This window comes from Paenibacillus sp. fava2 (assembly GCF_058313675.1).
This window is the reverse complement of record NZ_CM177755.1, coordinates 1,102,386-1,116,024: the sequence shown is the minus strand read 5'-3', so window position 1 is coordinate 1,116,024 and position 13,639 is coordinate 1,102,386. Positions and strand designations below refer to the sequence as shown.

The following is a 13,639-nucleotide window of genomic DNA, read 5'->3' as shown; positions in this document are numbered from 1 at the left end:
ATGATAAAGCAACTGTTTCCAATCCGTCATGTAATGGGCTATCTGGCCTCCCTGGTTCTTTCAGCCGCTGCGCTGATTGTTATTTACGGTGATCTGTCCCACGCAGCCAACGTGGTGGTTCTCACGGTCACAGCAATTATCCAGGCATCCCTGCAGCTGTTCGTGTTCATGCACATCGGCGAATCAGCAGATACCAAAAAAGAGCTTTACATCAACATTGCCTATGCTTTGTTCGTAGGCCTGATTACCCTTTTCGGTACCCTCTTCATCTTCGTATGGGGCTGGTACGCGTAAGCTTTACAGCTTCATAATCGTTTTCACAATACAGCCCGCTTCCGGCATATGCTCCGGTTGCGGGCTTTTTTTTCGTGATGGGACACCTTGCCTTCAGGCATTTTCAACAAACATTCAGCCCGGGTTCAACCAACATTCAGCGCAGGCTCAGATGGTTCTCAGTTAGCGGTTCTACAATGTAGTTATTCACAGCACAGAAAGATGGAACTACATAGCAGGGCCTACACTAACAGCAAAGGATGAGAACAAGTATGAGTAAAAAAAGTGGAATGAAGGGTTTTGTCGTTGGAGCCGCCGTAACCGCCTCACTCGCCATGTCAGTATCAGCTTATGCCGACACCATTACGAAAAAGATTGCCGTCACCTACGATGATATTATCGTTGAACTGAACGGCCAGGAAACCGCACTGAAGGATGCCACAGGCGCGACTGTAGAGCCATTCATCTATAACGGCACCGTCTACCTTCCGGCCAGAGCGATCTCGGAAGCGGTCGGATTAACGGCCAGTTATGACAAGACCACCAAAACCGTCAGCCTGACCGGGGCCGGCGAAACGGGTTCAGCACCGGAAGAAGCAGCCGGAACTGCAGATGCGGCCAGCTTAGGGAGTGCAACTTATCTGCTGGACGGCAGCACTGCCAGCAAAACAGATGAATCCTTAACTGCGGTGACAACAGATACCTCCGCAGTCAAAGTTACAGCCGGCGGTGCCCTCACGCTAAACGGAGTGACTTTGAGTAAAACCGGCGGCACTTCCTCTGAAGACAACAGTAACTTTTACGGGCTAAACGCCGCGCTCCTTGCAGCCGGGGGCAGCACGGTGTCCCTGAATGATTCAACCATTACCACCAGTGCAAACGGAGCAAATGCCGTATTCGCAACCGGTGCCGGGTCAACAGTCAATGTATCCGGTGCAACCATCACAACTACCGAGGATTCATCCCGCGGTCTGGATGCCACCTATACAGGAACCGTCAATGCGACCAATACCAATATCACCACAGCCGGCACCCATTCCGCCAGTATTGCCACTGACCGCGGAAACGGTACCGTAAATGTTACCGGAGGCAAGATGCTGACAACCGGTACAGATTCGCCGGGGATTTACTCCACCGGTACGATCGCCGTCACAGATGCGCTGATTACAGCGCAAGGATCGGAAGCAGCCGTAATCGAAGGCAAAAATTCCATCACACTGACAAATACTCACCTGTCCGGTGCCAAAAAAAGCGGGATTATGCTCTATCAGAGCTTTTCGGGTGATGCCGAGACCGGAACCGGCTCGCTGACAATGACCGGCGGCTCGCTGACCGCTTACGAAGGACCGCTGTTCTATGCCACCAATACTGATGCAGTTATCAATCTTAAGAACGTTGGACTGATAAATAACTCCGGCATCCTGCTGGCTGCCAATGCTGATAAATGGGGCACAACGGGTACAAACGGCGCTACAGTAACGCTTAATGCCAATGCCCAGCCTTTGACCGGTGATGTCACCGCCGACAGTATCAGCTCGGTTAAGCTTACTCTCTCGGACGGCAGCTCCCTGACCGGAGCAATTGACGCTGCCAATGCAGCCAAGTCGGTTTCACTTACGCTTGATGCAGCCAGCGTTTGGAACGTTACTGCCGATTCCTACCTGAGCACCCTGACTGACGGTGATATTACCCTGTCCAATATCAAGGATAACGGATACACCATCTACTATGATGCGTCGGCAAGCGCCAACAGCTGGCTGGCCGGGGCGACTATTACACTTAGCGGCGGCGGCCGTCTGACACCATTCACCAGTTAAGGCCATTTGAATAACCGGACGGATCAAGCATGAAAACATAACAGCCCCTGGAACCTAAGCGTTCCGGGGGCTGTTTGCGGATGACATTCTTTATACTCTGCTATAGCTTGAACCTTGCCAGCTCCTTCTGTAAATCTTCAGCCAGCGTCGCAAGGTACTGGGCGGACATGGACATCTCACCCATAGAGGACAGCTGCTCTCTGGTCGCAGCACTGGCATCCTGAACATCCTCCGCACCTTTGCGTGAAGCTTCGCCTACCTGTTCCATCGCTTCTGTCACCGACTGTGATTCCCCGGAGACATGCTCCACCGCGATTCTGATCCGCTCTGTCTGCCGGACAGCCGACCCGATGGCAGACTGGATTTCCGCAAAGGCCAGCGCGACAGCTTCACTCTGCGCGACACCCCGCGCCACGAGCTCCGATCCGGCTGTCATGGAATCGACCGCACTGCTCGTCTGCTGCTGGATATCCGTAATGATCTCCGTAACCTTTAGTGAGCTGTGCCCTGTCTCTTCAGCCAGCTTGCGGATCTCCTCCGCAACCACTGCGAATCCCCGTCCGTGTTCGCCTGCTCTGGCAGCTTCAATAGAGGCATTCAGCGAGAGCAGATTCGTCTGGTTCGCGATATCGTTTATTGTAGTAATGATAGTGTTAATCTCTTCCGAGAGGCTGCCCAGATTGCCGACAATGGCTTGGGTAGCAGCAACGCTGGCATTGATTTCACTCATCCGGGTGATAATGCCGTTTACCGCCTCGGCACCGTATCCGGTGGAAGCCGCTGCACCGGTCATCAGTTCAGCCATATCGTTGCTGCTGTGCTCGACTGCTGCAATATCCTCTGCCATGGTCTGCACGGATGCAGTGGTACGGATGATACTGTCAGCCTGAGTCTCGAATCCGGCCGCAATATCGCCCGAAGCCTCGGCAATCAGCTGTGAAGCGCGCGCCGTCTGCTCTGCGCTTGCACTCATCTCCTGTGAAGAAGCGGACAGCATTTCCGTACTCTCCGATATCCCCTGCATCATCCGCTTCAGGCTGGTGAGCATCGAATTGAAGGACTGGTTGATCTGGCCGATCTCATCATTGGAGGCATACGCCGCGGTTACGGTCAGATCGCCTTCTTCCGCGCGTTTCATAAGAGCCTGAAGCTCCTTCAGCGGTTTTGTGATCAGCCGGGATATAATGATGCTGATGGCAATGCACAGCACCCAGGCAGCGGTAATCAGCAGGGTGCTGACCGCACGGGAGGTCTTGGCATTGGATAGTGTAAGCTCGTTATGTGCTTTGGCATCTGCAATCAGGGAAGCGGCGGCATCGTCTAGCAAGCCGACCATCTTGTTCCGCGAATCGCTGAAGGCACTTCCCGAATATACCTGGTAGCCCTCTTCATTCAGATTTTTGCCTGCCAGCTGAAGGATATTATCGCGCTGTGTCCGGTAGTCCTCAAGCAGCGACAGATACTCATCGATTAAGCCGCTGATCTCTGCATTATTGAATTCAATGGATTTCAGCTGCCTCATCAGCTCATTGTTCTGCTCGATCTTGCCCTGAATGTCAGCGGTAAGCTGTTTGCTTTTGTCCGATTCCCGGGTCAGCAGATCCTCCAGGAGAAAAGACTCGATCGCCCGGTTATTGGCGCGTGTTTCAGTAACCAGATAGATGGGAATCAGATTCTGATTGTAAGTCTCCTGGGACCGGTCAGCAAGTTTACCCGTAAAGAGGATCCCTACAGTTCCGACACCAACCACCAGGATTACTGCAACAGCTACCAGAACTGCCATTTTGAATTTTACTTTTAAATTCCTCATTAGCCTTATTCCCGCCTTCTCCCTATCGTGCTATAAAATCTATATCGGCGAAAAAAGTCGAAAAATGATGCATATGTTAAAAATTTGTAGAATACTTCAGTGTCGGCTGAATGCTCCTACAGGGATAATGAACCCGTTCAATCCTGCAGCAGCCCGTATTTCCGGCGAAAACGCTCCAGTACACCAGTCCATCCCCCGGCAAGTATGGCCAAAAAGAACACATTGGACAAGGCATGGGCCAGGTCAAAATAAAAACTGGAAGCGTAGGCAGTCATAACCAGCCCCCAGCTGAAGGCCTCCGGCAGACTGATAATGTACCAGATGTTCATGATCCATCCGAACAGGAAGCCCCAGAGAAAGCCGAACAGCAGCATGCCTCCGCGCTTTTTCATCCACCAGGAATTCCGCAGCCAGCCTGCGCTTAGCCCGGCCATTCCCCAGGCGAACATCTGCCACGGTGTCCACGGCCCTTGTCCAAAATAAATATTGGATACCAGCGCAGCTACGGCCCCGATGATAAACCCCGCTTCCGCCCCAAACACATAGGCCGACAGGATCACAAGGGCGGATACAGGCTTCACGCTCGGCAAAGCTGCGAACGGAATCCGGCTGACTGCGGCAATCGCCGACAATACAGCCAGCAGCACCAGCTCCCTGGACTCCAGCTTCCGCCGTTCCAGCCGGAGAAAAACAGGCAGCAGTGCCGCCCCCAGCAGCAGAAGGCTCAAAAGCATATAATGGCGGTCCTTAAGCGCAGCCGTAAGCGCCAGCCCCCCCAGAAACAGGGCTACAGCAACGATGAGCGGAAAGCGTAACCTTGCCATGCTGTCATCACATCCTCTATTGTCAGTGCCTGGGGCAGTATATCCCGCACCATGCGGTTAACTGCAGTCGTATAAAAATAGTTGCTGCTGAAAAAATCCGCCGGACTCCCCTCCGCCGTAATGCTCCCGTCAAACAGCAGGGCACAGCGGGAAGCATACCGTGCAGCAAACTCTACATCATGTGTTACTACAGCGATACTTATCCCCTGCTCCAGCAGCTGCCGTAGCAGCCCGGCAAAGCGCACTTTCGCGTCAGGGTCGAGTCCTTTGGTCGGCTCATCCAGCAGCAGGACCGCCGGCTTCAGCAGCATGACCATGGCAAGCGCCAGCTTCTGCTGCTGACCGCCGCTGAGATCATGCGGGTGGCTCTGCAGCACCTGCTGAAGCTCAAACGCCTCTGCCAGCCGGGTGATCTCCGATGTGGCTTCATCCGCCGCCAGACGGGCAAACGCAACCATGTGCTGCAGCTCTTCCAGCGCGGTATCATAGCTGAAATAGAGCAGCGGGTTCTGGGCAAGAAATCCTGCTGATATCCCCCTGGCCAGCTCCACCTTGCCGCGCTGCGGCTTGGCCAGCCCGCTCAGCACATGCAGCAGCGTGGACTTACCGGCGCCGTTGCTGCCCAGAATGGCAAGCAGCTCCCCCTGGTACAGCGACAGACTCAGCTTGCGCAGCACCTCCCGGCCTTCCTTCTCGTAGCGGAAGGTAACTTCTCTCGCACTTAACAGCGGAGCGGAATCAGCCTTATGCGGCAAGGCAGCGGTGTTACTGCCGGAAGCGGCAGCAGAATTGCCGCCAGGCGGTTCGCCCGCCGCAGGTGACACAAGGTTATGCAGCCAGCGTTTACCTTCGCGAACCGTCAGGGGGACGGACTCCGTCAGAGCATCCGTCTTCCCCTGTGCAGGCAGCGCCAGGTACAGGCGCGCTGCGGTAGGCAAATACGATTGGACCGCGGCAAACGTGCCCTCCGCTGCTTTGGCAACAAGCTCCCGCGGAGGACAGGCCGCCCGCAGCATTCCGCCCTCTATAAGCAGCACACGGTCAGCCAGCGGCAGCACCTCCTCCAGACGGTGCTCACTGATGATAATAGTCACCGACATTTCCTCATTCAGGCGGTGCAGGGTCTGGATGAATTCACGCGCTGCAACCGGATCGAGCTGTGAGGTCGGCTCGTCCAGCAGCAGCAGCTTTGGCTGAAGCAGCAGGACGGAGGCCAGATTAAGAAGCTGCTTCTGGCCACCCGAAAGCTCATGCACCGGCTTGTACAGCAGCGGCTCCAGGCCGAACAGTCCGGCCATCTCCGCCAGTCTGCTCCGCATCACCTGCGGCGCGAGACCCAGATTCTCCATCCCGAAGGCCAGCTCATGCCAGACGGTATCCATGACAATCTGCGCCTCCGGATTCTGGAAGACCATCCCGATCTCCCCGGCCGCCCGTTCCTCCGGCAGTTCAGCCAGCGGCAATCCTGCATAACGGATCACGCCGCTCCCCGTTCCTACAGGGGTGAGCTCACGCTTCAGCTGGCGCAGCAGCGTCGTTTTGCCGCCGCCTGACGGGCCCATCAGTACTACAAACTCCCCTTCCTCTACCGTAAAGGTGAGCTCATGGAGCGAGTCCCGTTCGGCTCCGGGGTAACGGAAGGATAGGCCTTCCGCCGCGATGATCTCCATAGCCAAATCTCCTTTCCTTCCAAGCCCGTCGGTATCAGCACGAACAGGCAGAAGCTGATGTACATCACTGCTTCTCCGCTGCCGAATACCAAAGGCTTCATACGCGGATAAATCTCAAATGTTCCGAAGCCCTGCAGCCAGAGAATCAGCGGAATCAGTCCGCTTAGCCCCAGCAGCAGGAGCACGGTTTTGTCTAACCAGTCCATTTTGTATATCGAGTACGTACTGCGTCTGCGGATACCGTACCCCCTTGCTTTCATGGAGTCACCCGTCTGCAGCGCCTCCTCCAGCGACCAGGTCAGCAGTACCTTCAGCAGGGTCATGCCGTCACGCATTCTTTTGCGCAGGCTCCCTTCACCGACATCAATTCCCCGAAACCGCTGGATCAGGGTGATTTCGCGCAGCCTTCTCTGGAACAAAGGCACAAACCGGATGGCCATCAGCGTCAGCAGGGCCGTCTTGGGCGCAGCCGCAGCAAAGGCATACATGAATTTATCCGTTGTTACGGTGTAGTTGTAAGAGATGAATAACAGAAATATCGTAAGCAGCACCAGCATCATGATCAGCCCGTACAGCACAGCCTCCAGCGTAATCGGCTGGTCCCACAGGTAGAACAGGATATGCGCTCCCCTGTGCGAGAACAACGGGTTCAGCACAGCCACGGAGCCGGCCATCAGCAGATAGAAGGGCAGCCCGCGCAGCAGCTGCCGGCCCTGCCCCTGCAGCAGCAGCAGGAGGATTAGCCCTGCAAGCTCGGTAATCAGAAAGAGCGGATGCGTAATCAGTGCGGCGAACAGCAGTAGCCCGGCGTAATAGAGCAGCGCTACTGCCGGATGCATGGCCCGGAAGCCGCTGCTCATGGCGCCTTGGCTCCGATGTCCTTGCCGAGGTCAAGTGTATACAGCCATTCTATCGTATCCCCGGGCTGTACGGTGTAGCTTCCGGCACTCTTGTCCGGAAACTCCCCGTTCACCCGGTACATCCAGCCGCTCTCCGCGCCATGATCCAATTCATACAGATTGTCTATGCCTTCGACATAGGCAAAGCCTTTGGCTCCCTGGAATTCCATCTGGATTTTGTGCTGGCGGGTAATCCGCTTCAGCAGGTCCAGCGCACTTTCGCCTTCCTTGATCTCGAACGCCGCCGGCGCAAGAATCACCCCGTGCTCCGCATCTCCTGTAATGGAGATGACGGCTGTATCGGCCACGGCGGCAGGCTGCGCAGCCGCCGTGGGTTTGGCCGCCGCTGGCGGCGGCGTTGCTGCCGGCTTCGCAGCGCCGGCAGAAGGGCTTGCGGCAGCGGACGGCTTCGCCGCTGCCGCCGCGGTGGCGCCGGCGCCCTTGGCGGGCGGCGCCGTAGCCGTGGCCGCGCCTTGGGTGGCCGTCTCCGCTGCGGGAGACGGCGTGGTGTGCCCCGCCGGCGCGGACGGCGGGGCGGTGACGGCAGCGTCTCCGGGCTGCGGAGACGCGGTGGCCGCCGGCTGCGGGCTCTGTGCCGCAGCCGTGGCGGTGGCGCTGCCGCCCGCGTCCGGGGCGGCGGCATCCCTGCCGGGGGCTGCGCAGCCCGGCAGCAGCAGCGCGGCCAGCAGCACTAGCGCTGGCGGAAGCAAACGGCGGATAGCCGGTCTAATCATTACTCTTTGCACCTCCTGGAATAATCCGCAGAACATACCCTTTTTATCTTTGAAAAAAAGGGAAAGAACGAGAGCCAGATGCCCCCGTTCTATCCCGATCCTATCATCTTCATTTATTTTAGCTTAAACCGGGCTGTAAATCTGCTCTTTCTTGTAACCTTTCGCATAAACCGCAGCAGCGCTTTACGGCAGCCGGACTGCAACGACCGCGGCCATCTCACGGGTTACCGCAGCTGCAGGATCAAAGGAGCCGTTATATCCGCTCATATAGCCCAGCTGTGACACCGTCCGCACAGCAGTCAACGCATAGCTGCTGATCCGGCTCTCGTCCGTGAAGGCGGCAGATGCTCCGCTGCTCTCCAGCTTGAAGGCCCTCATGATCATAACCGCCATATCCTGGCGGGTAATATAACCGTTAGGATTGAAGGACGTATCGCTTACACCCGAAATCATTCCCAGCTCCTTCGCTTTCAGCACCGTCCCGTAATACCATGAACCGGCTTTTACATCGCTGAATACAGCAGCTGCCGAGGAATCAGCCGGTGTTTCTCCAGTCAGTCTTAACAGCAGGGCTGCGAATTCGGCACGGGTGATCTTCTGCTTCGGAGCAAAGACCAGGTCCGTTTCACTAACGCCCTTCATCAGTCCCTGATTAAAGGCCTCTTGTACGGAAGCAAGCGCCCAGGCAGAAATTTGGCTTTCATCGGTAAAGGTAACGCCGCTCACTGCTCCCGGCGTAATGCTGAACAGCTTGGAATCACCTGTCAGGAAGCGGCTATAGGCTGACAATGCCAGCAGCGCCTGCTCCGTAGCCAGACCGTTGCCTTGCTGTCCTGCAGTGTGGGCATAGCTGCCGTCTGCCTGTCTGAATGAAGCCAGATGGCTCAGCAGACCGCCCTTCGCTTTTACAAAACGTGCATCTCCGGGACCAATGCCGGCAGTACTGAGGGCGATAATGACCTGGGCCGTACTCTCACTGTTTTCAGTGCCGGATACCTTGTAGCCGCCGTTCTCCAGCTGCTGTCCGGACAGCCACGTTACCGCTTTGTCCAGAGCGGCCTTCACTGCCGTCTGGCCGGTATGCGCGGAGAGTGCCGTGACCGCCATCGCGGTCAGATCCACATCATCAGTGCCTCCGGCGGTCAGCGGGAAGCCACCGTCCTTGCTCTGCAGCTCCAGAATCGCAGCAATCAGACGCTCCCTGGTCCACAGCGCATCTGCAGGCACCTTATAGGAGCCGCTATCGAGAGCAATCAGGCCAAAAATCAGACCGTTGCTTCCCTGGCTTGCCATATTGCGGTTGTTATAAATCTTCTCAATCAGATTATATCCGCCGATACTCTGCGGATCTGCCCCGGCCGCAGCCACGGCCAGCACCAGACGCTCATAATCGGTTACCTTGCGGAATTCACCGCTGCTTGCAGCAAGCTGCTCCTTCACTGCGTTCAAATAACCTGCCGGTACAGCATGGCCGGTGCGGGCCAGGCCAATGGCCTGCCAATCACTCAGCTCCTCTGATGCTGCCACAGTCTTGGCTGTAGCCGTAATATCACTGGCTAGCTTGCCCTGCTGCGGCTCAAACTTGCTGCGGTCTACGACCGCGTATGTGGTGAAGTGGCTGACTTTACCGGTCATGATGCCAGTCTTCAGATCAAGTGAGGCGGGTACCGGTATCCAGTTGCCTGTACTTTCATCCAGCCAGGCCAGCGCCAAATTGCTCGGATTAACGGCTGTAACGGGAATGCGGATCAGCAAATCCGCTGTCTTCAGGAATTTCGTACCGTCCGGCTTGAAATCATACAATCCCGATACAAGCTCGGTACGGCTTGCGCTGCTCTCTCTTACACTGATTTTCACTGTTCCGGACACTGCACCGGAAGGCAGCTGCAGTTCTACTTCTCCGCCGCTGTCCTTCAGGGAGGCTGCCGCCCCCGGAGTCACATCCTGCTCAATAGTGACCACGTTGGCCGCCAGCTGCTGTTTAAGCGCCGCAGCTTCAGCTGCTGACATCACAGTACCGGTTACGGCTGTTGTCTGGCCGGCCTGATTGAGCGGAAGAGTATTGTCTGCAGTGATGGTTACTCCTGCAAGACTTCCGGAACCGGCTGCTCCTGTTCCTCCCGAGCTTCCCGCGCCGCCCGGCGGATTTCCGATATCTGCTCCGCCGTCGGTTGTATAGCGCCAGGCCAGCACATCCCCGCTGCTGAGCTTATAGCTGCCGGCACTTGTTTTGGGATAGCTGCCGTTGACCGAATACATCCAGCCGCTGTCCTTGCCGCGGTCCATCTCAGCCAGGCCGTCGATGGATCTAATATAGACACTGTCACCGCTGCCGCCGCTCACCACTTTGCTGCCAAGCTGGCGGACCAGCAGGCTGTAAGCTGTTTCGCCTTCGTTCAGCGTTACAGTTGTACTGGAGAGAATCGTACCTTTCAGGCTATCGCCTGTAACGGAAATGGTGGCTGTTGCCGGCTGTGGAACCGTGGACGGGCTCACCACCGTCAGCGCCTGTGTAAAGCGGGCAACGTTAGGCGTCTTCCCGTCCACATAACCGGTGACAGTCAGGGTGTAAGCACCGGCCGCCAGGCCCTGGTTGAAGGAAGCCACACCTTTCTCGTCCGTTGTTACAGTTTTTCCGCCAATGCTGACCTGTACGCCAGCAGCCGGAGAAACAACCGGGTCCATCGTAAAGGTTGTATTGTTCCAGACCCATTTTTTCTGTTCAACTGCAACCGTGAAAGCCTCGCCTGTCTTCGGCTGCGAAGGCGATACGGCCAGCGAATGCACTACCTGCGTATTATTCCCTGCATAGTACACGAGCACATGATCAGACGGCTCAAGTACAAAGTCATTCAGCCCTACATCCGGTGAAATCCACTCCCCGCCGCGCAATACGGCGAAGGCCCAGTAATCCTGCTGATTGTAAGTGCCGTTCTCAACACCGCCAATGCCAGACACAAAAATACCGTATGCAGACTCCGTGCTTTGCAGTGCAAGGCTGCCGGAAGCAGCCAGCTGCTGCAGGGCATCGTAAGCGTTGAACGCCTCAAGCCTGCCCTCGGCCATAACCCCCTGCGGTCCTTCTATCGCCAGGCTGGCTGTAACATTTCCCGGGGCTACCTTCAGGGACTCCGCGTAGCGGGCAACCTTTGGGGCAGCTCCTTTGACGTAGCCGGTTACTGCCAGCGTGTATATTTTTGCAGACAAGCCTTGTTCAAATACAGCAACGCCGTTACTGTCCGTTGTTACCGCCGTTCCGCCAATGGTCACCTGAACGCCTGCAGCCGGTGAAACCACTGGGTCACTTGTGAATGTTGCGCTGTTCCACACCCACTGCTTCTGGATAACCTTAACCGTGAATGCTTCATCCGGCTTCGGCTGCTGCGGAGTTACTGTTACCGAATCGACAATCTGCGTACCGGTTCCGGCAAAATAGACCAGTACCCGGTCCGATTGCTGCAGCTTGAAATCTCCCATACCCACGCTAGGGTAGATCCATTCTCCGCCGCGGTAGACTACAAAATTCCAGTAGCCGTCATAGGTTCCATTCGTGATCCCGGCAATGCCGGACACATAGCTGCCGTAGGCGGAATCCGTAATCTGCAGCGGGATGTCCTGTGCAGCAGTCAGTTTTTTCAGCGCAGCAAGTGCATTTGCGGCTTTCAGCGTTCCCTCTGCCACCATGCCTTCCGGTCCTTCGACCGTCAGATGGGCAGCTGCGTTTCCGGAAACTACTGTAACAGCCTGAGTATATCTGACTAACGCCGGGGCCTTGCCGGCAGCATAACCGGTTACGGTCAGCGTATAGCTTCCTTCCGCCAATCCGTCTTTAAACGCCGCCAGCCCGTTCTGATCCGTAACAGCCTTTTGACTGCCGATCGTGACCTCGACCCCGGCAGCTTTTGAAGTCACCGGCTTTGAAGTAAACGTAGCGTTATCCCAGACCCATGTAATCTGAGTAACCGTGACGTCAAAAGCCTCATCTTCCCCTGGCTGCGCCTTGGACAAAGTCACTGATTCAACAAGCTGGGTATCAGCACCCCCGTAATAGACGACAATCCGGTCAGAGCTCTTGAGGCTGAAATCCTTCATGCCTACATCCGGATACAGCCACTGTCCTCCGCGGACGACAGCATAGCTCCAGCCATCCCAGCCGCCGAACATTCCCGCAGCTACATTGCCGATGGCCGTAACATAATTGCCGGACGGATTCGTAAGCGCCAGCCCGTTCTGGGCAGCAACCTTCTCCAGCGCTTCGAGGGCATTGCCTGCATAGGCATTCCCTTGGCCCAGCGTACCCTGAGGTCCTTCAATTACAAGCGGTACATATACAAGCGGATTCTGCGCTGCCGGTTTAGTAAAATCATACAGCTTCCCGTTGCTTCCGCCGCTGAACAGATTATAGGCAACCAGCGCCTGCAGACCTTGTTCGGTAGCATACGCATTGACCTTCCCGCCTTCGTTATGGGCAAAACCTCCGCCGGCTGTAAAGAAGCTCAGCAGTCTTCCGGTCAGATCTCCTTCTGCTTTGGTAAACTCAGCTCCTGACGGATCTATGCCAAAGGAGGTCAAACCAATAATAACCTGGGCAGCACTTTCACTGTTGTCGCCGTATCCGCCTTTGCTGTCCTGCGCAGCGGATAACCAGGCTACCGCCTTCTGTCCGGCTGTCGCTACGCCCGGTTCATTCCGGTGTGCAGCCAGCGCCGTCAAAGCCATTGCTGTCATATCCGGGTCGCTTGCACCTGAGGACAGGGTAAAACCGCCATCCGCATTCTGCTTGGACAAAATCTCGCCGAGCAGCGCAGATTTGGTCCATTTCGCATCGCCCGGAATGGTATAATTACCGGAATCCAGTGCGAGCAGCGCATATACCGGGGCATTCAGGGTCTGCCCGCTGATTCTGGTATTGTTATAAATTTTCTCAATCAGATTGTAGCCTGCAGTGGTGCCGGTACCGGCATAATTCTCCGGATCAGCGCCGGCAGCCTTTACTGCGAGCACGATCCGGGCATAATCCGTTACACTGGAAAAGCTTCCGCCGGCAGCCTTCACCTTTTGTTCAAGTGCCTGCACATAGCTGTCAGGTACGGTATAGCCGGCCTGGGCCAGCCCGATGGCCTGCCATTCCGATGTCACACCGCTGCCCAAAATATATTCGGCAGTTTTATAGGTGGCCTCTTTTACAGTAACTTGTCCATTTTGCGCTACTGCCTCCAGAGTAACCGGCAGTTCCGAGGAGGAAGCGTCTGCTGCATACACAGCATCTGTTACACGTTCAGCACTTTGCACCGCTGAATCAGCGGCTGCATAGCTTTGTCCGGAGGGAACAACAGCGCCTCCAATAATCGAGATAACCAGCAATAAAGCCAGGCCAAGCCGCCAATACCTGGCAGAGAATTTCTTCTTCATTGTTAACCCCTTTTCTGTTAATAGAATGATCGTACAAATAGTGCAGTTAGCAGCACGGACTGGGATTCCCCCGCAGCCTCACTTGCCCAACATAAAAACCGCCCTGTTAAGGGCGGCCGGGAAGAATACAAATTAACGGCTGGACAGCTTGTAAGCTGAGCTTGCTGCTCACAGGCCGGCCATCAGCAGGCGTACCTTCT

General features: G+C 56.1%; 8 protein-coding genes. 2 read left to right on the top strand and 6 right to left on the bottom strand.

The window, feature by feature from the left end; all coding sequences use genetic code 11:
- The gene (gene qoxD, locus AC4G46_RS04850) at positions 1-294 is read left to right on the top strand and encodes a cytochrome aa3 quinol oxidase subunit IV (RefSeq protein WP_068728289.1); all 294 of its coding nucleotides are present in this window, start codon (positions 1-3) and stop codon (positions 292-294) included.
- A gap of 251 nt (positions 295-545) precedes the next feature.
- A complete protein-coding gene (locus AC4G46_RS04845; protein ID WP_491126927.1) occupies positions 546-2,090 on the top strand; it encodes a stalk domain-containing protein in 1,545 nt (514 codons plus the stop codon).
- Between the two features lie 100 nt (positions 2,091-2,190).
- Here the strand turns inward: AC4G46_RS04845 and AC4G46_RS04840 are convergent, their stop codons facing one another.
- The 6 genes from AC4G46_RS04840 to AC4G46_RS04815 all read right to left on the bottom strand — a co-directional run bounded on the left by AC4G46_RS04840 (position 2,191) and on the right by AC4G46_RS04815 (position 13,439).
- Positions 2,191-3,900: a methyl-accepting chemotaxis protein gene (locus tag AC4G46_RS04840; protein ID WP_491126926.1), complete on the bottom strand. Its 1,710-nt coding sequence runs from the start codon at positions 3,898-3,900 to the stop codon at positions 2,191-2,193.
- Between the two features lie 137 nt (positions 3,901-4,037).
- On the bottom strand, positions 4,038-4,724 hold the full coding sequence (locus tag AC4G46_RS04835; RefSeq protein ID WP_491126925.1) for an ECF transporter S component: 687 nt from the start codon (positions 4,722-4,724) through the stop codon (positions 4,038-4,040).
- The gene (locus AC4G46_RS04830) at positions 4,688-6,394 is read right to left on the bottom strand and encodes an ABC transporter ATP-binding protein (RefSeq protein ID WP_491126924.1); all 1,707 of its coding nucleotides are present in this window, start codon (positions 6,392-6,394) and stop codon (positions 4,688-4,690) included. The genes AC4G46_RS04835 and AC4G46_RS04830 overlap by 37 nt, the downstream gene beginning before the upstream one ends.
- Complete coding sequence (locus AC4G46_RS04825) at positions 6,310-7,254, bottom strand: energy-coupling factor transporter transmembrane component T (protein WP_491126923.1); 945 nt, start codon at positions 7,252-7,254, stop codon at positions 6,310-6,312. Before AC4G46_RS04825 ends, AC4G46_RS04830 begins: the two co-directional genes overlap by 85 nt.
- Positions 7,251-8,027 (bottom strand): DUF4430 domain-containing protein, encoded by a 777-nt coding sequence (locus tag AC4G46_RS04820; RefSeq protein ID WP_491126922.1) that lies wholly within the window; start codon positions 8,025-8,027, stop codon positions 7,251-7,253. The genes AC4G46_RS04825 and AC4G46_RS04820 overlap by 4 nt, the downstream gene beginning before the upstream one ends.
- Before the next feature lie 183 nt (positions 8,028-8,210).
- Positions 8,211-13,439 carry an S-layer homology domain-containing protein gene (locus AC4G46_RS04815; RefSeq protein WP_491126921.1) on the bottom strand — a complete coding sequence of 1,743 codons (5,229 nt, stop codon included), beginning with the start codon at positions 13,437-13,439 and terminating at the stop codon, positions 8,211-8,213.
- Positions 13,440-13,639 lie beyond the last annotated feature (200 nt).